The organism is Bacillus sp. JJ1503 (assembly GCF_036965125.1).
Taxonomy (GTDB): domain Bacteria; phylum Bacillota; class Bacilli; order Bacillales; family Cytobacillaceae; genus Cytobacillus.
In genome coordinates, this window is record NZ_JBALOZ010000007.1 from 1 (window position 1) to 22,791 (window position 22,791).

24 protein-coding genes and 2 pseudogenes are annotated in these 22,791 nt (G+C 39.5%); 13 read left to right on the forward strand and 13 right to left on the reverse strand.

From position 1 onward, the window contains the following. Positions 1-17 precede the first annotated feature (17 nt). The gene (locus tag V7149_RS00825) at positions 18-728 is read right to left on the reverse strand and encodes a DUF421 domain-containing protein (RefSeq protein WP_335343785.1); all 711 of its coding nucleotides are present in this window, start codon (positions 726-728) and stop codon (positions 18-20) included. 242 nt (positions 729-970) lie between these two features. Between V7149_RS00825 and V7149_RS00830 the strand changes: the two genes are divergently transcribed. Then, positions 971-1,204, forward strand: coding sequence for an HAAS signaling domain-containing protein (locus V7149_RS00830; RefSeq protein WP_335343786.1), 234 nt, complete (start codon positions 971-973; stop codon positions 1,202-1,204). Here the strand turns inward: V7149_RS00830 and V7149_RS00835 are convergent. Continuing rightward, a complete protein-coding gene (locus V7149_RS00835; RefSeq protein ID WP_335343787.1) occupies positions 1,155-1,457 on the reverse strand; it encodes a hypothetical protein in 303 nt (100 codons plus the stop codon). The genes V7149_RS00830 and V7149_RS00835 overlap by 50 nt on opposite strands. 245 nt (positions 1,458-1,702) lie before the next feature. Between V7149_RS00835 and V7149_RS00840 the strand changes: the two genes are divergently transcribed. The 4 genes from V7149_RS00840 to V7149_RS00855 are packed head-to-tail and all read left to right on the forward strand — an operon-like array spanning position 1,703 to position 6,653. Continuing rightward, positions 1,703-2,671 carry an ABC transporter permease gene (locus V7149_RS00840; RefSeq protein WP_335343788.1) on the forward strand — a complete coding sequence of 323 codons (969 nt, stop codon included), beginning with the start codon at positions 1,703-1,705 and terminating at the stop codon, positions 2,669-2,671. After that, positions 2,668-3,504: an ABC transporter permease gene (locus V7149_RS00845; protein ID WP_335343789.1), complete on the forward strand. Its 837-nt coding sequence runs from the start codon at positions 2,668-2,670 to the stop codon at positions 3,502-3,504. Before V7149_RS00840 ends, V7149_RS00845 begins: the two co-directional genes overlap by 4 nt. Beyond that, positions 3,497-5,095 carry an ABC transporter ATP-binding protein gene (locus V7149_RS00850; protein WP_335343790.1) on the forward strand — a complete coding sequence of 533 codons (1,599 nt, stop codon included), beginning with the start codon at positions 3,497-3,499 and terminating at the stop codon, positions 5,093-5,095. Before V7149_RS00845 ends, V7149_RS00850 begins: the two co-directional genes overlap by 8 nt. Then, positions 5,088-6,653: an ABC transporter substrate-binding protein gene (locus V7149_RS00855; RefSeq protein WP_335343791.1), complete on the forward strand. Its 1,566-nt coding sequence runs from the start codon at positions 5,088-5,090 to the stop codon at positions 6,651-6,653. The genes V7149_RS00850 and V7149_RS00855 overlap by 8 nt, the downstream gene beginning before the upstream one ends. 51 nt (positions 6,654-6,704) lie before the next feature. Here V7149_RS00855 and V7149_RS00860 read toward each other — a convergent pair whose 3' ends face one another. The 8 genes from V7149_RS00860 to V7149_RS00895 form a co-directional block, all read right to left on the reverse strand. Further along, positions 6,705-7,166 carry a hypothetical protein gene (locus V7149_RS00860; protein ID WP_335343792.1) on the reverse strand — a complete coding sequence of 154 codons (462 nt, stop codon included), beginning with the start codon at positions 7,164-7,166 and terminating at the stop codon, positions 6,705-6,707. A gap of 134 nt (positions 7,167-7,300) precedes the next feature. After that, on the reverse strand, positions 7,301-8,125 hold the full coding sequence (locus tag V7149_RS00865; protein WP_335343793.1) for an urease accessory protein UreD: 825 nt from the start codon (positions 8,123-8,125) through the stop codon (positions 7,301-7,303). Position 8,126: 1 nt separating this feature from the next. Further along, complete coding sequence (gene ureG, locus V7149_RS00870) at positions 8,127-8,738, reverse strand: urease accessory protein UreG (protein WP_335343794.1); 612 nt, start codon at positions 8,736-8,738, stop codon at positions 8,127-8,129. 32 nt (positions 8,739-8,770) lie between these two features. Next, entirely contained in the window at positions 8,771-9,457 is a 687-nt protein-coding gene (locus V7149_RS00875; RefSeq protein WP_335343813.1) for an urease accessory protein UreF, read from the reverse strand. Then, positions 9,450-9,905 (reverse strand): urease accessory protein UreE, encoded by a 456-nt coding sequence (gene ureE / locus V7149_RS00880; protein WP_335343795.1) that lies wholly within the window; start codon positions 9,903-9,905, stop codon positions 9,450-9,452. Before ureE ends, V7149_RS00875 begins: the two co-directional genes overlap by 8 nt. Positions 9,906-9,915: 10 nt before the next feature. After that, positions 9,916-11,628 (reverse strand): urease subunit alpha, encoded by a 1,713-nt coding sequence (gene ureC, locus V7149_RS00885; protein WP_335343796.1) that lies wholly within the window; start codon positions 11,626-11,628, stop codon positions 9,916-9,918. Next, on the reverse strand, positions 11,625-11,948 hold the full coding sequence (gene ureB, locus V7149_RS00890; RefSeq protein WP_335343797.1) for an urease subunit beta: 324 nt from the start codon (positions 11,946-11,948) through the stop codon (positions 11,625-11,627). The genes ureC and ureB overlap by 4 nt, the downstream gene beginning before the upstream one ends. A 16-nt stretch (positions 11,949-11,964) precedes the next feature. Beyond that, entirely contained in the window at positions 11,965-12,267 is a 303-nt protein-coding gene (locus V7149_RS00895) for an urease subunit gamma (protein WP_315666234.1), read from the reverse strand. A 406-nt stretch (positions 12,268-12,673) separates the two neighbouring features. Between V7149_RS00895 and V7149_RS00900 the strand changes: the two genes are divergently transcribed. The 7 genes and pseudogenes from V7149_RS00900 (at position 12,674) to V7149_RS00930 (ending at position 16,988) form a co-directional block, all read left to right on the forward strand. Continuing rightward, the gene (locus tag V7149_RS00900; RefSeq protein WP_066290971.1) at positions 12,674-12,994 is read left to right on the forward strand and encodes a PadR family transcriptional regulator; all 321 of its coding nucleotides are present in this window, start codon (positions 12,674-12,676) and stop codon (positions 12,992-12,994) included. Continuing rightward, on the forward strand, positions 12,987-13,586 hold the full coding sequence (locus V7149_RS00905) for a DUF1700 domain-containing protein (RefSeq protein WP_335343798.1): 600 nt from the start codon (positions 12,987-12,989) through the stop codon (positions 13,584-13,586). The genes V7149_RS00900 and V7149_RS00905 overlap by 8 nt, the downstream gene beginning before the upstream one ends. Next, positions 13,587-14,546 carry a DUF4097 family beta strand repeat-containing protein gene (locus V7149_RS00910; RefSeq protein WP_335343799.1) on the forward strand — a complete coding sequence of 320 codons (960 nt, stop codon included), beginning with the start codon at positions 13,587-13,589 and terminating at the stop codon, positions 14,544-14,546. A 126-nt stretch (positions 14,547-14,672) separates the two neighbouring features. Continuing rightward, a pseudogene (locus V7149_RS00915) lies at positions 14,673-14,818 on the forward strand (IS5/IS1182 family transposase); the annotation flags it as partial. Between the two features lie 301 nt (positions 14,819-15,119). Then, positions 15,120-16,080: pseudogene (ftsZ, locus tag V7149_RS00920) on the forward strand (cell division protein FtsZ); the annotation flags it as partial. Positions 16,081-16,347: 267 nt separating this feature from the next. Further along, positions 16,348-16,698, forward strand: coding sequence for a hypothetical protein (locus V7149_RS00925; protein ID WP_335343801.1), 351 nt, complete (start codon positions 16,348-16,350; stop codon positions 16,696-16,698). A gap of 197 nt (positions 16,699-16,895) precedes the next feature. Next, positions 16,896-16,988 carry a putative holin-like toxin gene (locus tag V7149_RS00930; RefSeq protein ID WP_335343802.1) on the forward strand — a complete coding sequence of 31 codons (93 nt, stop codon included), beginning with the start codon at positions 16,896-16,898 and terminating at the stop codon, positions 16,986-16,988. Between the two features lie 130 nt (positions 16,989-17,118). Here the strand turns inward: V7149_RS00930 and V7149_RS00935 are convergent, their stop codons facing one another. Further along, positions 17,119-17,241 carry an FbpB family small basic protein gene (locus V7149_RS00935; protein ID WP_335343803.1) on the reverse strand — a complete coding sequence of 41 codons (123 nt, stop codon included), beginning with the start codon at positions 17,239-17,241 and terminating at the stop codon, positions 17,119-17,121. A 264-nt stretch (positions 17,242-17,505) separates the two neighbouring features. Further along, entirely contained in the window at positions 17,506-20,337 is a 2,832-nt protein-coding gene (locus V7149_RS00940; RefSeq protein ID WP_335343804.1) for a M14 family metallopeptidase, read from the reverse strand. Positions 20,338-20,898: 561 nt separating this feature from the next. On the opposite strand from V7149_RS00940, the gene V7149_RS00945 reads away from it, so the two are divergent. Then, the gene (locus V7149_RS00945; protein ID WP_335343805.1) at positions 20,899-21,609 is read left to right on the forward strand and encodes an anthrax toxin lethal factor-related metalloendopeptidase; all 711 of its coding nucleotides are present in this window, start codon (positions 20,899-20,901) and stop codon (positions 21,607-21,609) included. Positions 21,610-21,844: 235 nt separating this feature from the next. On the opposite strand, the gene V7149_RS00950 is transcribed toward V7149_RS00945, so the two are convergent. After that, positions 21,845-22,741 (reverse strand): HNH endonuclease, encoded by an 897-nt coding sequence (locus V7149_RS00950; protein ID WP_335343806.1) that lies wholly within the window; start codon positions 22,739-22,741, stop codon positions 21,845-21,847. Positions 22,742-22,791: the final 50 nt, after the last annotated feature.

Consider the following 22,791-nt stretch of genomic DNA (forward strand, 5'->3'; position numbering starts at 1 on the left):
ATTTTATCAATTAAAATTTATTCTACATCTGTAGGTGAAATGATCTGATCTTCAAATAAATCAATAAAGAGAGTACTGCTAGAGGAAATCACAGCATACTGGATATCTTTTACTTGCAAGTTCCTCAGATTAATTTCTCGATCAAGCCACTCACTTGAGTAATTTTTGTTTAAGTTTTTTTCAATCACCTTTCCATCCATAATAAGCTCTATTGGAAGGCTCGCAGTTTGATTCGTTATGCCTGGGTATAAATCTTTTTTGGTTAAAATTTGAAATTTTGTTTTTTTCATAACAGATAATTTGCCGCTTATCTCTAAAATAGCAAATTCAACCTCGGATAGATCAAATATTGCCTTTTCCCTAAGCTGCTGATTTAAATCATCTAAAGAATATTTTGCTTTTTTCATATTGCCATCAAGAATTTTCCCATTCTCAATAATGACAGTTGGCTGTCCTGACAGCCACTTTCTTAAACGTCTATTTCTAGAAGAAATAAAAGAAACAAGAAAGTATATGATGATAAGTGAAAGAAAGGCGGACGCCATAGGGATAAATTTTAAGTTTGTATCGAATCCCATATTGGCAATAAAGGAACCGACCGTGATTGATAGAGCGAAATTATAATGATTAATATGAGAATTTATATATTTTCCAATCCATAAAGATACAAACAATAGGATAATGAAAGAAGCACATGTTCGAAGAATAGCATGTATGATAACATCCAATTTTTTCATCCTTTATTATAAAGTATTCCTTAATTAATTTTTGCCAAATAAAGACTGTATCATAACATGGAAAATTACCTGTATTGGTTCCAAAAAAATCATAGGCATGCGCCAATTGGACCTAAGAAACCGAAGATATTATCGAATTACAAATAGCGGCCGAGCTAAATATCAAGAACTGCTCAGGGATTGGACAGATTATAAAATTAAAATTGATACGGTTTTACTAGGGGGATTAAAAAGTGAATAAAGAGTCGTATTTAAGGGAACTGCAGCGCAAACTTAGAAAATTGCCGGATGAAGAAGTGATTGCAGCCTTAGATTATTACAGTGAATATTTTGATGAAGCAGGAGTAGAAAATACTCAATATGTAATTGAAAAATTAGTTTCGCCTGCCCAGGTAGCCGGAGCTTATTCAAGTTCTTCTAATTTAATGTTCCATATTCAATTACTGGTACTGCTTTTCCTGAGATAGCTGTTTCGGCTCTATCATTTTTTAATTGAATGTATTCCGTTACTTTGAGGCAAAGAATTAATATGACCCCAATGCCAAGGTTGCCCAAAGTTCTTTTTCTAGTGACGGGCTGAATAAGCAATGTTCCGATTGAGATTTTAATAATGGGTTGAGGAATGGTCATTTGAGAAATCAATCTTCTTCCACCCAATTTTAAAATAAGAGTACCAAGTAAAAAATTATAAGTGTTTGCCAAATCAAATTGAAAATCCATATCTTTTCTCCTTATTAGAATCTATATGTATTTTCTGTTTGAATTTACCTTTTATACATAAAACTGAGTACATTTAAAATTCGCGGAGATACTGAGGGCAAACGGAAAAGTGTCTAATAGAAAGAATAGTAGTTTAGGCTTTCTATATATATTAATATATGAATGAAAATATGGTAAGATACAAGAGGAAAACTTGGTCATGTGTTTCCGCAATTATAGGTTTATTTTTAGAAAGCAGGATGTAAATGGGTCTATTTATTTTGAAGCGGCTTGCTGAATCATTCATAGTTTTACTCATTGGAAGCATGCTTTGCTTTATATTTATTCGGTTGCTGCCAGGAGATCCAGCAGCTGCACTTTATGGGGAACAGCTCCAAAAAATGAGTGAGGCGGACAGACTTCGCATCACTGAAAACCTTGGACTTCATGATCCGCTCCCGGTCCAATATGGAAAGTGGCTTTCCCAAATATTACAAGGCGAATGGGGGCAGTCCTTCATTTCGGGGGAAGATGTGACCTTATTGGTGATCCAAGCGTTGCAGCCTACATTTATTCTTATGATGTCATCCCATTTGATTATTTTTCTGCTTGCTGGCGTGTTTGGTGTCGTATCCGGATTGTTTCGACGATCTTTTTTTGATCAAGTGATTACATGGGTTAGTTTACTATTTATGTCCATACCGCCTTTTTGGTTCGCACTTATGCTAATGCTTTTTTTCTCCGTTTATTTAGGCGTACTGCCGACTTCCGGAATGGGGGAAGGAGGATGGGGCGAACAACTTCGATATTTACTTATGCCTTCATTAGTCCTCGCTTTATCACATGCCGGTTATTATATCAGGCTCCTTCGAAATCATATAAACATAACGAAAGATAATGGATTTATATTTGCTTTAAAAGCTCGGGGGATTGAGGAACGTAGAATTTTGTTGAATCATTTGCTGCCAAATGCTTCAATCCCCTTTCTATCCTATACAGGAATGTCACTTGCTGTAGCGCTTGCAGGTTCTGTAGTCATAGAAACTATTTTTTCGTGGCCAGGACTTGGCAGACTATCTTTAAAGGCTGCCCTAGCACATGATTACCCTGTATTATTAGCCGTCATTTTATTAAGTATGGTTTTTGTCATTGCGATAAACTTGTTAGTTGATCTCCTTTGTGCATGGATGGATCCGCGCCTGCGTTCTCAGCTGCTTGAGGAGGGAAAGAAATGAGAATGAAACGTCAGTGGAAGCTAATTATAGCAACTTCCTCTTTTTTGCTTCTTATTTTTTCTGTCGGGATGGCATCTTTTCTTACACCTTATGACCCGCTGTCTATCAGGATGGATCAGGTTCTTCAGCCCCCTGGATCAAGACATTTATTTGGAACAGATGAACTTGGACGGGATGTTCTAACACGTCTTTTGTATGGAGGGCGTGTTTCTCTCTTAGTCGGTGCCGCCGCTATGACAGTTTCAATCGTCATAGGGGTTAGTTATGGGGCGATAAGCGGTTTTGCTGGTGGTATTATGGACCGGATCATGATGCGGATTGTGGATGCTGCTCTAAGCTTCCCTTCACTGCTGCTCATGATTATCCTACAGCTCCTATTGCCTAAAGGATTGATGTCTATCATTCTAGTGATTAGCCTGACAAGCTGGATGACTATTGCCCGTCTAGTCCGAACAGAAATACTGACGATGAAGAATGAGATCTTTATTCAAGCTTCAACCGTGATCGGCGCTACACCTTTGCAATTATTGCACCGGCATATGCTGCCGCAATGCTGGCCGACTATCGCAGTCCTTGCCGTCAGCGGAATCAGCCATGCCGTACTTGCCGAAGCAACACTAAGCTTTCTTGGAATTGGTATTCCTCCACATGAACCATCATGGGGAAATATGCTGATGGGTGCACAAAGTTATTTACTGGGAGGTGCTTGGTGGCTGGCTTTATATCCAGGAATTTGTATAACCTTTACCGTTCTTTTCATTACATTTGCAGGAGATGAGTTGCAAGATCGCTTAACCGGTCCACAGTTCAGAAATGGAGGAAAATATGACTGATTATCTTCTTGAAGCAGAGAATCTCACAATCTCTCTTCCTGACATAGATTTAGTGGTAAATGCTTCTTTTCGCATTCGGAAAGGAACGATCACCGCACTCATTGGAGAGAGCGGCTCTGGTAAAAGCTTAACTGCAAGGGCAGTTATTGACTTACTGCCTCAGGAAGTAACAGTTACTTCAGGTTCTGTGACATTTTCAGGGGAAAATGTGCAAATGATGAGTGGTAAACGGAAACGGGAATACCGTGGCAAAAGTCTAGGTTTTGTATTTCAAGATACATGGCAAACCTTCGATCCGCTTAGAACGATTGGATCCCATTTTATGGAGCTCTTCAAGGCCCACACTTCCCTGAAGAAAAGGGAGGCAAAAGAAGAAGCGATAAAACTTTTGCGGCTAGTGAAAATGAAGGACCCTGTGCATGTTTTCCGTTCATACCCACACGAATTATCGGGCGGCATGAGACAGCGTGTGCAAATGGCTATAGCTATTGCGTTGAATCCAACACTGTTAATAGCTGATGAACCAACGACTGCCCTTGACGTGAAAATTCAGTTTGAAATTCTATCACTTATACGTCAATGGCAGGAGGAATCAGGCGGAACGGTTCTATTTATTACACATGACTTAGGTGTGGTGGCTGAAATGGCCGATGATGTGATTGTGATGAGCAATGGACAAGTCATTGAACAGGCATCAGCTGAAGAATTATTTGCAAATCCTAAGTCGGATCAATCCAAAGAACTGCTGGAAAATTATTGGTTACTATCGGATCCATCCATGGTTTATCCTATCAAAGAAGAAAAACCAATAATGGGAGTAGAAAATGTCTCTAAAACATTTCACAAGAAAAAGTGGTTTCGATCAGATAAATTCGAAGCTGTCCGAGATGTGACATTGCAAATTCATGCTGGAGAAATAGTTGGATTAATTGGCGAAAGCGGAGGAGGAAAAAGCACTCTTGCCCGCCTTATGCTAAGCCTTGAGACATGCAGCAAGGGAACGGTTTCGTGGTATGGCCAAAAAGAGTTGCGAAGAGGTGTTCAATGGGTGCATCAGGATCCGATAGCCTCTTTTGACCCGCGCTGGACAGTAGAGAAAGTTGTTGGCGAAGGATTTGACTACTGGAAAAAAGGCGAAGGAAATAAAAAAGAAGAAGTAGCAGCTGTTTTACAGAAAGTAGAGCTTCCTTCATTTGCGATGTCATTATATCCTCATGAACTTTCTGGGGGGATGAGGCAGCGTGTTGCACTTGCTAGGGCACTGTTAGTAGAACCAGAGCTCATTGTGTTGGACGAACCATTTGCCAATCTCGATATGAGCTCACAAGCAAGAATGATTTCATTAATCCAGTCATTGAATGAACTTGAAGAAATGGCTATTTTTTTTATATCACATGATATCCGCGCAGCAATGGCGCTTTGTCAGCGGGTTTTTGTCATGAATGAAGGAAGGATTGTTGAAGAATTGCCTTCAGACGAACTTTGCCAATCCAAGAACGAATACACACAAGCGCTTTTGTCTTATATGCCGATACTCAATCCTTCTAATAGAGGGCTGAAAAGAAATGAGAGGGAAGAGATTCATGTATAAAAAACTAATTTTAGCGATCGTTTCTATTTTTAGTCTTATTGTTTTAACGAGCTGTAGCGGAAGCAATTCAGAACAAGCTCAATCACCCAAAAAGAAGCAGCTCGTTTATGGTACGGAAACAGAAATTGAAAAAGTGAATCCTGTTTTAGATGAAAGTCAGGAAATTGATGCCCTTCTTTTTCGCGGCTTAACAAAGCCAGATGAGAATAATAACGTAAAACCTGATTTAGCGGAGAGTTGGGAGATTTCTCAGGACAATTTAATCTATACCTTTAAACTCCGTGAAGACGCTAAATGGCAGGATGGAGAACCGGTAACTGCTGAGGATGTTGCCTTTACATTTAATAAAATTAAAGACCCGTCAACAAATACACCTATTTCAGGTGAATTTAATGAAATTAAGTCAGTTGAAGCTATTGGGGAGTTTGAAGTAAAAATAACTCTTCATCGTCCTTTTCCACCTCTTTTGGATAAGCTGAAAGTCGGTATCGTGCCCGCGCATATTTTGCGTGATGAGAATCTAAATAAAACGGATTTTAATCAACAGCCAATTGGGAATGGCCCGTTCAAGCTAAAGGAGTGGAAAAACGATCATACGATTGTGCTAGAACGGAATGATGATTATTACGGACAGGTGCCGAAGCTAGATGAAGTGGTTTTCAAAGCTGTTCCGGATGCCAATACACGTGCATTACAGTTGAAAACGGGAGAAATCGATTTAGCTTTATTGGAGCCGAATCAGCTGGCAGGCGTTAAAGAAACAGATCCTTATGCGGTGCATGAAGTATCGACAGCGGATTATCGTGCCGTGATGTATAATATGCGTTTGCCGTTATTTCAAGATAAGCGTGTCCGCCAGGCGATGAATCTTGCGGTAAATCGGGAAGAATTAGTCAAAGGGGTACTAGCTGGGAAGGGAGAGCCTGCATGGGGACCTTTGCAGAAATCTTGGGCAGGAGTTCCGCAAAAAGAATGGTATTCGTACAATATAGAAAAAGCGAAGCAGATTCTAGCTGAAGCCGGCTGGGTAAAAGGATCAGATGGGGTCTTAACAAAAGACGGAAAACGATTTGAATTTGAACTCGTTTCCCCGATTCAAGATAAAATTCGTGTCGCACTTGCGAATGTCGTTTCTGAACAGTTAAAGCCGCTTGGCATAATGGTGGTACCGAAACCTGTTGACCGGAATGCAGTAAAATATGATGGAGAAGAGGCATTAATTATTGGCTGGGGAAGTGAGTTTGATCCAGATGATCACACATTCCGTCTTTTCCATAGCAGTGAAATTGGCGATGGGCAATATAATTTTGGGGCCTATCAAAACGGAAAAGTCGATGAGCTTCTTATGAAAGCACGTACAGCAACAAATATTGATGAAAGAGAAGCTTTCTATAAAGGTTTCCAAGAGGAGCTGGCAATCGATCCGCCTTATAATTTTCTAGTTTATTTGGAAGCACTTTATGGAGTGAATAAAGATGTGACCGGCATCAGTACACGTACGTTAGGACATCACGGGTTCGGTGTATTATGGAATATTGAAGAGTGGGATAGAAAATAAGAAGAGAAAGGACGGTTCTTGTACTTCTGAAGTACGAGAACCGTCCTTCTGCTATTCTTCTCTCTTTGTTTGTTCTGCAACTTTTTCATGGATTTCTGATTCAATCGCTTCAATATGGTCATCACCAAGCTTATGCATTGGCTGCGGGTGGAACCACTGAATCTCTCCTTGATGTACAAAGCCTTTAAATTCTTCACCGTGAACTTGCAATGTAAATGCTTGCCGTTCGTGCATACGGTCTTCAAATGCGGGCATTAATTCTAAATCCTCAATCCCGCTTGAAATTCCATGTTGTCTCATCAATGAATGTATAGTCGTTTCGATCGTGTCAATTTTACTTTCGCCAATCATTTGTTTTGGGTGTGGATGAAGCCATATAATCTCATCCTCATGGTAATGTCCTTTATATTCATCACCTTGAACCTTAAATGTGAAAGCGTGTCGCTCATGTGGGCGGTCCTCGTAAAGTTTTTCAACCTCAAAATTTTCAATTACTGGTTTTTCATCAGGCATACTTAACCTCCTCATAAAGGTTTCAGCTAAAGTTTTTCCTAGATTAAACTATATATTCATTTATTGCAAGGAAAGTTAAGTCGTTTTACAAAAATAGGTCCCAGAATCCTACTGCTCATTCCGGGACTTTTTTCTTAGTATTTTCTTAAAGATTGAGGTGTATGATTAAACCATTTTTCGTTAATGAGACGATGGCAATTGGCGAAAACTCGTTCTATTATTTGGGTCGAGTTGGCAAGAACTCTAACAGTAAATCCTGGTACTTCTAGTTTAGATAAGCCGAATTTAATGTTTCCCTCTTCTGATTTGATCGTCTCATATAATTCATCCAGCAGACCGTTTTCCGTTTGTTCGCCGATTACGATCATTGAACCAAGATGTGTATATCCTTCCATAAATCCTAATTCAGTTATTTTTTGCTGAGCGGGAACCAGCTTAATGTGATCAAATACACCAAGTTGATCATCTAAATAGATCTCAGTGATTAACTGAATAGAATGATAGGTGAACTTTTCCCCAGTCGGAGACCAGCCCGGGGTTAAAATATCTGTATAAAGAAACGTTGCCCCTTTTTCCATACGAATGACGGTTTTCTGCTTATAGCGAGCATGCTGATAAGCGATTAAAGGATCAGGAAGATATTCTAAATAACTGCCTTTCTTAAGAGAAATCTCAGTCTCTTGGTAGGCATAGTCATTTGGCGTCTTATACACCTTTGTTGCCGACTGCGTTGTTAAAGTAGCTTTGGCACCTTCATCGATTGTTACTTTCATTCGGTACCGGTCGCCGTCTAAATAGCCGCCGCCGGGATTTAGAAGATAATAGCAAACCTGACCTGAATCATCATGGTAAACCGGCCGCATGACCTTGAATGCGCCTTGAAAATACACATTTTTCGCAACGGTTTTCCCGTGTCTGTCTTCAAGATCTAAAGTTAATACGCCAGTCCAGTCTGTCATCCTACTCTAATCCTTTTAATAATGCATGCTTCTTGATCCAGTCAATCACTTCAGGGAGACCTTCGTCCTTTTTCAAATTTGTGAAAAAGAATGGCTTTTCTCCGCGGAAAACTCTCGTATCCTGAGCCATTACTTCAAGGCTGGCACCGACATGAGGAGCAAGGTCTGTTTTGTTAATGATAAATAAATCTGATTTAATCATCCCTTGTCCGCCTTTGCGCGGAATTTTCTCGCCTTGTGCAACATCAATAATATAAATAGAGAAGTCTACTAGCTCTGGGCTGAAAGTGGCTGCAAGGTTATCTCCGCCGCTTTCCACAAAGATAAGCTCGACATCTGGATGGCGCTCGACTAACTCATCTATGGCAGCGAAATTCATTGAAGCATCTTCGCGAATAGCTGTATGAGGGCAGCCGCCTGTTTCAACCCCGATAATGCGATCTTCAGGCAAAACACCGTTCTGAATTAAAAACTTTGCGTCCTCTTTTGTGTAAATATCATTCGTTACGACCGCCATTTTTATTTCATCAGCAAGATGACGGGTTAATTTTTCGATGAGCATCGTTTTTCCTGCTCCAACAGGTCCTCCAACTCCGATTCTAATTGCTTCCATTCAAACACTTCCTTTACTGCTTTTATAAAAAATTAAGACATAAATATACGAATATTTACTCGTTCATGGTTCATTTGAGATAGTTCAAGGCCTGGGGACACAATGCCGAAGTCATCTTCGGGAAGCTGAAGGATTTTTTCAACTGCCCGAGATAATTCGGATTGAAATTTATGTGTGATAACTTGTCCTGCTGTTTGGCCTAACGGGATAGCCCGTACCGCGTTTTGAACCTGGCTGGAAATGGCCGAGTACAAATTATAAAGGATGGCATCTTGCTTCGTCACTCCAAGGCCATGTGCAACTAGGGCAAAAACAATGGCTGGGTGGCCGAATGATTGTTTCTTTGTAATTCTTTCTTTATATTGCGAGAGGATTTCCATCTCATATAAAGATTCAATAAGCTTTAGCATTCGCGCTCCGATCATTTGCGTGCCTTGGCGTGTTTCCCTTGGTAAGTTTTGGACGGTAATTAAACGATCGAGTTTCCAGATTTTTTGAAAATCTTCAGTTAGAAGCGCATCATAAGTTATCCGGCAGGCAAGCCCATCTGTATAAATGAGCTGTTCATGCAAATATACTTGAAGCCACTCGTAAAAAGTCTCTGAATCTTTCACTTTGTCTTCCTGGATGTAGCTCTCTAAGCCGAAGGAGTGGCTGAAAGCTCCTGTAGGAAAATTGGAGTCGCATAGCTGAAACAGAGAGAGAACTCGATTATCCATGACTGTGACCAATATGGCGGAATGCTTGCTTTACTTTTCGATCTTCCCGTGTAAAAGGAATGCCAAGCTCTTGCAGCAGTTCTTCAACTAAATAGTCATACTGAACGAGCATGTCATTTTCTTCAAATTGAGCTGGAAGATGGCGGTTCCCAAGCTGATGAGCAATTACCCCCATTTCATTTATGCTTCGTGGGCTGATGACAAGTAGGTCATCTGTCAGCACATCGATAACAATCATATTGTGATCGTCCATGTAGAGAACATCACCAGCTAATAGGTCTTTCGGCTCTCTTAAACGAATGCCAAGTTCATTGCCGTGATCTGTTTTTACCCTCTGGATTCGCTTGACTAAAAGGGCACTTTCCAAGTATACCTTTTCAATATGGCGTTTATTAATTTCTTCTTGATCCATTTGATCTAAGTTTGTAACAACCTGTTCAATTATCAATCTTTTCACCTCAGAATAAGAAATATCGCTGTCCCAATGGAACTGTATCCACTGGATCACAAGTTAATAGTTCACCGTTTACTCTCACTTCATAAGTTTGCGGATCTACCGTTATATCCGGAGTTTCTGAATTTAATTTCATATCTTTTTTTGTTAGGGTCCGAATGCCGCCTACAGGAAGAATCATTTTTTTCAGTCCAAGCTTTTCGTGAACCCCCTCAACAAATGCAGCTTGAGAGATAAAGGTAATCGAGCTTTTCGATAAGGCTGTTCCGAATTGGGCATACATTGGTCTGTAAATATACGGTTGTGGAGTTGGGATGGAAGCATTGGCATCCCCCATTAGTCCAGTTACGGCAAGTCCATTTTTCAGGACCATTTCAGGCTTGACCCCGAAGAACTTAGGAGACCAAAGAACTAAATCTGCTATTTTCCCAATTTCGATCGACCCGATATGGTTAGAAACTCCATGGGTAATCGCTGGGTTAATCGTATATTTTGCAATATAGCGTTTTGCACGATTATTATCTGCATATTGACTGTCACCAGACATAATGCCTCTTTGCTTCTTCATTTTATCGGCTACTTGCCAAGTGCGCAAAACGACTTCTCCTACACGGCCCATTGCCTGCGCATCGGAACTGACCATGCTGAACACACCCATATCCTGAAGAATATCTTCAGCAGCAATCGTTTCCCTTCTAATTCTTGAATCTGCAAACGCAATATCTTCCGGAACAGATGGGTTTAAATGATGGCAAACCATAACCATATCAAGATGCTCATCAATTGTATTTACTGTATAAGGGAGGGTTGGATTGGTAGATGAAGGCAGGATGTTATGGTATCCCGCAGATTTGATTAAATCGGGGGCATGTCCTCCGCCAGCTCCTTCTGTATGATACATATGCAGAACTCGATCTTTCACAGCAGCCATTGTCGTTTCCATAAATCCGCTTTCGTTCAATGTATCTGCGTGAAGAGCAACTTGAATATCATATTCGTCCGCAACTCTTAGTGCATAGTCTAGGGATGAACCAGTGGCTCCCCAGTCTTCGTGAACTTTTAATCCGATAACGCCAGCTTTCACTTGCTCAGCTAAAGGCGCGATGGATGCAGCATGGCCTTTGCCTGTAAAGCCAACATTAATCGGCAACCCTTCAGCAGCTTCCAGCATACGGTGAATATTCCATTCGCCTGGAGTAACGGTCGTAGCCCGTGATCCGGCTGCTGGTCCAGTTCCACCGCCGATTAATGTCGTTGTGCCCGATGTTAATGCTGTTTGCACTTGTTCTGGATTAATAAAATGCACATGCGTATCGATCGCGCCAGCTGTTACGATTAAGCCTTCTCCAGCAATGATTTCAGTAGCGGCACCAATGATAATATCTACATTGTCCATGATGAGCGGATTGCCGCTTTTTCCGATACCAGAAATCTTGCCGTCTTTTATGGCTATATCTGCTTTATAAATACCAGTGTAATCAAAAATAACGATGTTTGTAATAACAGTATCTGCTACACCTTCTCCGCGTGTTGCTAGAGGGTGCTGCCCCATACCGTCACGAATCACTTTCCCGCCGCCAAAAACAACCTCTTCTCCGTAGGTTGTATGATCTTTCTCAATTTGAATAAATAAGTCAGTATCTGCTAGACGGATAGAGTCGCCAGTTGTTGGCCCATACATTTCAGCATACTGTTTTCTGGACATTTTGAAACTCATCCATTATCCCTACTTTCTAATGCGCCATCTACTTTATTATTGAAACCGTATACACGGCGTTCGCCTGCGAATGGAATAAGCTGGATTTCCTTTTCATCGCCAGGTTCAAAACGAACAGCTGCTCCAGCAGGGACATGTAATCGCTTGCCGTAAGCTTTTTCCCTGTCAAATTGGAGCGCTTCGTTAACTTCGTAAAAATGAAAGTGCGATCCTATTTGAACAGGGCGATCTCCCGTATTCGTAACAGAAATAATAAAGACTTCTTTTCCTTCGTTAATGATAATATCTTCCTCTTTTAAGATGTACTCACCTGGCAGCATGTAACGAACCTCCTGTTTATCTGATTGGACTGTGCACAGTGACTAATTTTGTTCCATCTGGAAATGTCACTTCGACTTGAATATCATTAATCATTTCTGGTATTCCGTCCATGACATCTTCTCTTGATAAAATCGTTGCTCCATACTCCATAAGTTCGGCGACTGTTTTCCCATCTCTTGCACCTTCCATTACTTCATAAGTAATGAGAGCAACAGCCTCTGGATGATTTAATTTTAATCCTCTATCCTTCCGGCGTTTGGCAAGATCAGCAGCCACGACAATCATGAGCTTGTCAATTTCACGTGGCAATAGATGCATCATATACCCCTCCTTCTATTAGTTAATCATTAATATTTAAGGGACTTAATTCTCAATTGTTTTCCATTTAAAAATCGCTGTACAGCCCCCTACTAGAAGGATTCTAGCATAAAAAAAATTGAAGGTGAAGGTAAACCTTTTTATAAATGAAAAACAAAATTTTAAGGGAAATAAAGGGACTTTTCCCACTAAAGTATACCCAATTCACGTATGGATTAAATCAGTGTGTTGGATAATTTAGGATTATGGAGATTTTCTAATGAGTGATATTAGTGGCGGCCATTAATAAGATTAAATTTATGTATGTTGACATATCATATTATACACCATATAATATCATTAACACACATACTATACGACATATAATATATGCAGCAATATAATACTATCAATAGGAGGTGCAGCTATGTCTTTTCAACTTGGATCAGCGCTACTTGATGCCTGTGTACTTGCAATCTTAGCGAAGGAGGATGCTTACGGATATTCCCTGACCCAGGAGGTTCGCGAGGTGATGGATATTTCTGAATCAACCCTTTACCCTGTACTGCGCAGATTGCAAAAAGGTGAGTATTTAACAACCTATGATCAGCCATTCCAAGGAAGAAACCGAAGATATTATCGGATTACAGATAGCGGCCGAGCTAAATATGAAGAACTGCTCAGGGATTGGACAGATTATAAAATAAAAATTGATACGGTTTTACTAGGGGGATTAAAAAGTGAATAAAGAGGCGTATTTAAGGGAATTGCAGCGCAAACTTAGGAAATTGCCACATGAGGAAGTAAATGCAGCCTTAGATTATTACAGTGAATATTTTGATGAAGCAGGAGAAGAAAATACTCAAAATGTAATTGGAAAATTAGGTTCACCTGCCCAGGTAGCCTCACAAATTTTAGCCGATTATGCAGTAAAAGGATTGGATACTGAATCTGAGTCTGCTAAAAAGGGATTTTCTGCAATTTGGTTTATTATTCTAGCAATTCTCGCTTCACCAATTGCTTTACCATTGCTCATTTCAGTTTTTGCTCTAGTTTTTTCCGCAGTAATTGTGTGTGTAGCATTTATTTTTACTTTCTTTGTAACGATCGCAGCTTTAACCTTATCGGGAATAGTCAGCATAGTAGCTGGCTTCTCAGTTATTGGGCAGCATTGGCAGACTTCTCTTTTCTTTGTAGGAACTGGATTGATTGCCTCTGGAATTGGCATTCTATTATTCTCGCCGCTAGTATCCGTTACTAAAAGTATGAGTTTAGCCTTAGCAAAATGGCTAAAGAGGTTATTTGATAAAGTGACGAGAAGACGTAAGGAGGCGATTTAATTGAAGAAGAAGACGAAAGTATTAACAATGATTGCTAGCGGGATGCTTGTCATTGGGATCGTGCTTGCGGTCATTGGCCTCACTGCTGGAGCTAAATTCGGGATTACAAATACGAAGGATGGATTTAAAGTATTAGGACTAGAAGATCAAATAATAGAGGAATTGCCTCTCCCTGCTTTTACAAAGATTACTAGCAATCTCAATGATGTCGATATTGAAGTTATCCCTTCAAATGAGTATAGATTAAAGATTGAAAGACAAGAAGAAATTGAAATCAACTACAAAGTTGACAATGATACGCTTGTTATAGAAGAAAGTAAGCAAAATGTTCCGCTGCTATTTGTAAATCTGACTTTTACTAGCATCCCGGACAACGTCATTAAGGTCTATGTTCCTAAAAAAGTGAAATTCTCGGAAATCCTCATAAATAACCAATTTGGCGATGTTCGATTGGAAGGGGTAAGTAGTGATAAAATAAGCATTGATTCAAATGATGGGGATCTTATTTTCAATAACGTGGAAGCAAATAAACTAAAAATTGTTAATCAGTATGGAGATATAAATGGAAGAAATGTGACTACAGAAGAACTAGTCATTGTGCTGAATGATGCCGATGCCGAGTTTGATAAGTTGAACGCAGCATCGACCGTTTTGAATAATCAATTTGGCGATATCACTTTCCGAAACTTTAGCAGCAAAGGGTTGAATATTCAAAGCAATGACGGAGATATCGCTATCCATGGTTTACTCTTTGGAACCACCTCTATTCGTTCCAACTTTGGCGATGTTCAGGTGCACCTTCTAAATAAGGAGTCAGAAATAGACTATAGCATCCTAAATTCTTTTGGGGATATAACCGTTAATAATACTGACTATGAAAAACACGTTATAAATGAAGGAAATGGAAGTCATAGACTAAATATCACTGCTAAAGATGGCGATGTGGAAGTTACGTTTTAATTGGAGTCATTGAATGTAGAAAATTTGTAAATAGCATTTTAATCAGCAGACCAAATCGCATATGATTTGGTCTTTTTATTATTCTTGTTATATCAATTATTTACATTTAGACTTGTAGAACAGGAATACGGAGCACCAACAGAACTTAATTATCCCGCTATTATTATACGCTGGCAGCTGGTATTCTAGAGAGAATTCCAACATATAAAGATCAAATTATTCAACTGACTAAGGATTTTATGTTTCGATTGGATTGTGGCTTTCTATTTTCCTTAAAGGAATCCAGAAAAGGCTTCCTTCACTATCCATTCGTTACGGTCTAATGGACGTTGATTATGATTATGTACCAATCTAAAATATTTTTGTTAGCAAGACCTTCAACTAGGCCTTTAGTCAAAAGGTATAGAGCCAGGTCCTCTAGAATCTTTAAATACAACCATGCAGAATATAAAATACGCCTATCTACCAATAGAAATTTGCAAGCTAATCTAGTATTCTTTAATACTAAAAACAAATAATGAAGACGAAACATTTAGTGTGAAAATAATAGAAGAGAAATCGGGAGGTATGATTATGTTAGAGTTCGAAGGATATATAGACGAAAACGCCAAAATTAAGGTAATTGGAGTTGGCGGCGGGGGAAACAATGCCGTGAACCGGATGATTGAGGACGGTGTAGAGGGCGTTGAGTTTATTGCCGTTAACACGGATGCTCAGGCTCTTAAACAATCGAGGGCAGAGATTACGATGCAGATTGGCTCTAAGTTGACAAGAGGCTTAGGGGCGGGCGCAAACCCGGAGGTAGGAAGGAAGGCAGTTGAAGAAAGTAAAAAACAGATCCAAGAATTATTAAAAGGCGCTGACATGGTTTTCGTCACAGCTGGAATGGGTGGTGGCACAGGAACAGGAGCAGCGCCTGCTATTGCAAAAATTGCCCGTGAACTTGGTGCCTTGACGATTGGAGTGGTCACGCGTCCATTCAAATTCGAAGGGCGCAAGCGTTCTGCCAATGCGGCCAGCGGTATTGAGCTCATGAAGGAAGCCGTAGACACATTAATTATTATTCCCAATGATCGCCTGTTGGAGATAGTCGATAAAAAAACACCTATGGTTGAAGCTTTCCGTGAAGCAGATAATGTTCTTCGCCAAGGGGTTCAAGGGATTTCGGATTTAATTGCTTTGCCGGGTTTGATCAACCTTGATTTTGCAGACGTGAAAACGATTATGTCCAATCAAGGAACAGCCCTAATGGGAATCGGTTTAGCCAAAGGAAAAGATAGAGCCATTGAAGCCGCAAAGGCAGCCATTGAAAGTCCTTTACTTGAAACATCTATCACAGGCGCCCGTGGTGTATTAATGAACATTACAGGCGGCAGTGATTTAAGTTTATTTGAAGTCCAAGAGGCCGCAAGCATCGTTGCTTCTGCTTCAGACGATGAGTTAAACATGATTTTTGGCTCTGTGATTAACGAGAACTTAAAAGATCATATTTTAGTAACCGTAATAGCGACAGGTTTTACAGAACAGGAGATGTCATCATCCAGACCGACTCCCCCTGCAAAAGAAGGGATTTCGGACGCGCGTCTAGAAGCACAACATGCCTATGCTCATAGAATTGAGCGTGATGGAAACCCTCAAAATGATAGGAAACAACCGCAGCCGTCAATCGAATCTCTAGATATTCCTGCCTTTTTACGTAATCGAAGAAACCGGTGATTAAGTGTTTACCCCATATACAAACTATAGATGATCATGGATTTGAAGATGGTTGTTATGTTAGTGGTTGGATGGTTGATTAATCATGAAAGGTGCTGGATCGTTAATGAATCAGTATTTGACGATGAAAGAACTAAAAGATGCACTATCCGAGCTCGTATCGGTTAAAAATGAACTTACAAACATGAAGAAACTAGTCAGCTTTTTGGTTCAACAAAATGAGCAATCTCGCCTCCAGCAGAATAAGGTTAGAGAACAAAATCAGCAACTTATTCATGAAGTACAAGAATTAAGACAAACAATTGAGGAAATTATGACAGAACAGAAAATGGAACATGAAAAAGTCGCTTCACAATTAGAATGGATCATAGCTACGCAGCAAAAAAGCGTGGAAACAAAGAAAAGTAAATGGCTTTGGCAAAAGTTATTTGAGTAAAAAGATTACCACTTTGACCATTGAGAGGGAATCGAAACCCATCAAAAGCATCTCACAAGTCCATGCATATGTCCTCAGAAAAGAACAAGTCGCCTAGCCTATCTATATTGATATTGGGTACAAATAACCAACTTTTTTTCGCTTGTATAGGACAAGTTAGGATCTGGGAAGGCTGAATGTAAGGAGGCGATGTATGGATGGAGACGTTTGAAGCGTTGTCGTTGATGATTAGCTTTGGGATGTTGGTGATCGCCGTTTTGAAATTTAATGATAAGGATAAAAATTCTTGAACACGCTGAAAATAGCGTGTTTTTTTCTGTAAATAGTGATTTCTTTGGAAGGGTTGTTTAGTGGGGATCAAAGGGCTGTGAGGATACAGTTCAATGACCAGCAGCCCTTTTATATTTTACCTGCAAAGATCTATGCAAGCCTCTTTAATTCATGCCGTGCTTCTATCCGTTTTTCAATCTTCTCTATAGCCTTTTTGTCCTTTAATAGTTCTTGTTTATTTTCTTCAATAAGCTCTTTCAATGTTTTACGCATTTTCAATACACCCTTTATTTTAATTTAATCAGAATATTCTATACTTATATATTACACCTATTTACACGTTTTAAACCTTAACTATTTGAACATTTTGTGAATATTTGAACTTATTTGCTGATTTTAATATAACAGGGGTTACTTGTGGGGGAGGAATCGAAACAAGTTTAAAATTTTATCTCAACAAAACAAAACGGAAGCAGGATGCTTCCGTTTTGTTTTATACTTTACTGAGTTAAACTTTACCTTAATGGCTTCTAACCTCTAATCCCTATCTCTACCTTTCTCAAAGAACGACTTTTCTACTTTATTGTTCTGAACCTTTCCTTCATTCCCCTTCACTTTAACTTTCTCATTGCCATTGCCTTTCTTGCTAACCTCAGAGCCTACGGATGAATAGATGCTATTGGCGATAAGTCGATAGCTATATTGAGTATGAGCTCTAAAGGCAAGGTCATTGGCAAAAAGGGTAATCGTACTGTCTTTAAAATTTTTAGTGAAAGCAAGTGTTTGACCCTTTGCCTTCTCATGTCCAGGCCACCAGCCAGCAACATAGAAATCATCAGAATCACTGAAAGATGCCAATACTTCTGCGTCAGCAGGAACGGAAGTGATCCATGCCCCTGTCGTTGAATAGAGCAGCTCATCCTTCTGGTAACCGGAAGTCAATACATGATCATTAACAACTGCTTTAAATAAACCTTCATGACCATTTTCTGTTCGACCAAAATCAAATCCAGGAAGTAATCCACTATTTTTCACAGCGTTCATGGCAGTTACACCGATCCCTACATAGGACTTTCCAGACAGCATATCGCCATTAATGGCTCCACCATAGCTGACAATGACATCGGCTTCTTCCGGATTAACTAAATTAAATCCAAGCTCCTTTAGCGTAAAATTCAACTGAGAGGAACCAGTTGCCGCAACACGTGGCTGACTCAATTGTTCTGTTTTCACTTGATTGGAATTGCCTACAGGCTTGGCTTCAAAATAATAGTTTTTACCGTATTGCTGAAGATCTTTTGTGCTGACAATAAAGTCACCTTTAGATACGCCAGCCTTTGTTTCAGTTGCTCTTTCGATCACAACATTATTTTTCAGCAGTTCATTCACTAGTTTAATCGTGTCATTATTGGAATTGGCTAACACTTGCTTAGGTCCATTTCCTACCACATTACCTGTTGGAGTGGTTACATTTACTACCTTTGTTGTGTTATTAGCAAATGCACCTGGGACACGAATTTCCTGCACATCAAAACCTCTAAGTTCAGGAAAATTGACAACAATTGGATCGTACATAGCAGCCCAGTCTGACGCATTTTCACCCTTATAAAGCATCGCATTTGCCAGTCCGCGTTTAGCCTGCTTCATGGAAACAACAAATGTCCCTTTCGGATACATCGTCCCATTTACTTTGATATTTTTCGTTGTTTGCTCAACCTTCACACCATTGCGGAGTAAATAGTCTATCATTTTATATGCTTCTAGCTTATTCTTTTGCTCCTTCTCATCGGTCGGAATGACATAATAATCTGGGAAGAAGTTAGCATGTTCTCCTCTAACCCGGCCAATCGAATCACCTTTAGCATTCACAAAATATTCGTCTACTGCGCGATTATCCTCCCCGTTTACGCCACGCGCAAAGATCTCAAGCTGGTTTTTATATAATTCATCCTTGTTATCAGTGACAAACTTGGTTGCACCCAGCCCTACTCCTACCATCGCATGATAAGAATCTTGACTTAATGTAGGCACTTCAACCGTATGCCCCAATGAGCCATGAAGCATCGCATACATTGGAGTATAAGCTGGCGTCATATCATCCCAGCCATCCTCCCATGCTTCCGCAGGAATAAAATAAGAGGTTAAGCTCGAATTGCCAATCCCAGCTTGTCCCATTGCATGAGCCTGATCAATCATCGTGTTATAAAGCAGGTCATACTCATAGTTAGGGTTATGCGGCGGTGTTGTTGGTTCAACTAAAAATCCGTTAACATAACCATGCATATCAACGAAAGACAGTGGAGTCCATTTGGCAATTTCTTGCGTTATCTGCTGTGTTTCAACTTGTGTCTGATAATGGTTGTCACGATTTAAGTCAAACCCATTGGCATTCGCTCTAGTGTTAGCAACCCTTCCATCAGGATTGTTTGTAAACATGTAAAGGAAAATGACATCATCGAGAACCTCGTCCACTTTTAACGTTTCAGTTCTTTCTTTGTCTCCTTTGCCCGTTTTAAACGTTACCTCATCCTCAAGAGCAAACTTCCTTAATAGTTCAACGGAAGTATCAACCCCCTCTACTTCATCGGGATGAATATTGTTCAACCAAATGGGCACCTGATAGTCTCCCATGGTTCCAGATTCTAATTTTTCGATTAAATTTTCAGGGTTCTCTAATGCGGTCGGCAGTGTTTCATTTAAATACTTATCAACGGCGTTTTTATTTTTTGCTAGGATAACGAAGTGAAGATCACGTCCCTGTACTGTCTTACCTAGACTTTGATACTCGAGGTAGCGATTATTTGCCGGATCGGACGTTGCTTGTCCAAAGATTTGGTCAATCGCTGGCTTGATTTGATCGTAAAATAAGAATTCATCATATACATTAAGCTTTACTGTCGTTGCAGCCTTCATCTTACTCTCAGAATTCATTAATGCTAATTCATAATCGCCGATAAATTGTTGATATTGTGTTCGAATTGTTCTGTTTGATAGATTACTAGTGTTAAAAAGAAGCCCGAATTCCAAAGTGGCTTCAATCTTAGTGGTCCCATCAACAAAGTGTGGTTCTTTTTTTACTGTAATAAAGGGGGCACCGTTATAATTGGTACCGCTTGTCCATTTTTTCCACTCGGAAATACTTTTTCCGCCAAATGTCCATTCTAATTGAGTTAAATCTACTTCCTCGCCAAAATCAGCTTGTACCTCTACTGTGCGAACCTCAGTTAATGAAAACAGAGATCTACTTGCTTCTAGGTTTACAAGCTTGACCTCTTCCGCTGCTTCAATGGCTGAAACGGGGAAGGCCGTTTGGGCAAATAAGGATAACATCATAATAAATGCCACCAAGCCCGCAAAAAGCTTCTTCATAAAATCATCCTTTCTACTTTCATATAGACACCACAGTTAAATATATCGAAATATTCAGTGAATTATTGTCGGATTTTTTGCAAAAACATATGTATCGCTCGACAATTTGTGCAATTTCAATTTCAAGTCATGCATGCCATAAAGATATTTCCTTGTAAAACCTCAGCCAATGTTGATGAATTTGCTAATACTTCTCCTTAAAAAGAGAAGTTGTGAGAAAGTATTATAGTCGTGATGGAAGAGTTTGCTGAATGGTCAAATAATCAAATTTATATAAATGAAGAATGGAAGGGTTTGATTACAGATTTGGAAGTAAATGAGAAAGAAAAAAATCAAAAAACGCTATATCCGAAGGGGTGGATCTTTTTAATTAACTGGGGTATCACCAATATTTTTGTTGATAGGACCCCTTTTTTATTTTTCTAAATTTATATTCATACTTTTTTCAATGAAAAAGAGAACTATCATAGGTACTTAATCCTGAAATGAACAATCATGAAGGGGAAAGGTGTAACACGGAGAATATCTAACTTATAAACTACCAAATTTAGGAGGAGTAATATGAAGAATATTCTATTGAACGGAAAAAAGGCATTTTCCACGTTATTATTGGCGACAGTAATAACATTCTCTTTTTCTACTGCAGCATTAGGGGAATCCGGAACTACTCAATCACTTAAAATGAACAATGTTCTTGAAAGGGTGGTGACGGTTGAAACAAAGGGGGATTATGATCAGGAAGAGACTTTAAATATGGTTAATCGTCTCTGGAGCATTCCCACTAATATTTTGAATGGCATGTATAAGCAAGGGGTTCAGGTTAAACTGATCAATTTCCCTCTTACTGATTTACCAGAATACGAACATTTAAAGGGAGTCGTTCCTAGAGGATGGGAACATACTCCATATACTTGGGATGATGTTCCAGGTGTGGGAGGGCAGACGGTTGTTGCACGAATTGGCTATAGCTATAAAAAAATGCATAGTTCTGTAAACCTCGAGCTTCATGAAGTAGCTCATGCAATTGATCGTTATGTATTTGATAATATTAGTTACTCAGATGAGTTCACTAATATTCACGCTATAGAGAAAAAGGATTTTCTTGACAATGTCTATTTCGATTACAAGGAAGAATATTTCGCTGAATCCTTTGCTTATTTTTATGCTGGTCCTGAAACGAAGGCTGAGTTAAAAGAAAAAGCTCCATTAACTTATAAATTTATTAATGAGCTTCAAAGAAATATCCCTTCAGAAAAGCATTCAAATCAGTAGAATGATAGAAAAGCCAATGCGATCGAATGACCCGATGAATATAGGACAGATTCAAAGAACATTCATTCATCTCTCTAATAAAAGGGCTGTTGCACGGTAATGGGCTTTCTAGTTTAGAAAAATTCACAAAAAGCAGGTATCCATTAACTAGAAAAAAAGCAAGGATAGATAACCTTAACGTTTATCTATCCTTACCCTCCTATTCTTAAATTTGGATTAATAGATTGAAAGCAAGTTATCGATAATTACTTCCTCCGCCCCAAATTTCTCTTCCACCAGTATGTCCAGTGTTTTGATGAATATCTTCATCTACTAATTGTAAAACACCAGGCTGTTCGTTATGATGCCATACATACCCCTCAGGAGTTACACCATTTTCAAGACCTCTTATATCCTCTGAAGATAAACCTAACTCTCTTGCTAGACTAGGATTCTCTTGAATCGATTGATATAATGTTTCGTTTGCAATACTAAAATGAGTGCGGTCACTTTCCAAGTAAACCTCTTCAGCTAAAACGACACTAAACTGTGATTCAAATACAGGGAAGGTACCCGTTTGCAGATCACCATTCGGCAATTCAATCGTCTTTTGTTCAAAAGAAACACCTGTCTCTGCGTGTTCGAGCCCACCTAAGTGACTATTTCTCGTATCAATTTCTTCTGCTTGAACCGTATCAGCGCCATCAATAATATCAATGACTCCTACAGCAAAAGTAGTAACAGCTGCTACCTTACCAAGGTTCTTTACTCCTTGAAGGATTTGTTCTTTATCTTTATTTTTCAACCCCTGTAGGGTAATTCCTGCGCTTTTCGCTGTATATTTTATGCTAGATCCAATCCCTTTGACGGTTCGGCCTGTAGAATCTTTCATATCATTCCAGCCTTTGTTTTTATGATAATCATCTTGCTTTACAACTCCATAGGCCCCACGAATGGCTCCATCAGCAAATTGCGAAACGGAATCCACTGCGCCTTTAGAAGCATCTACCACACTGTTCCCCACGTCTGCAACATATTTTCCTAGTTCCTCGTTCTTAACGGAGACTGCTTTACTGACGACCTTTACTCCGCCTTTCGCCGCTTCCCCTACAACTGTATTGACTACTTTTCCAATCCCCCGTAAAATGACCATTTCGCACTCTCCATTAACCAGTTTTAGGATAATTGTACCATATTAGCTGA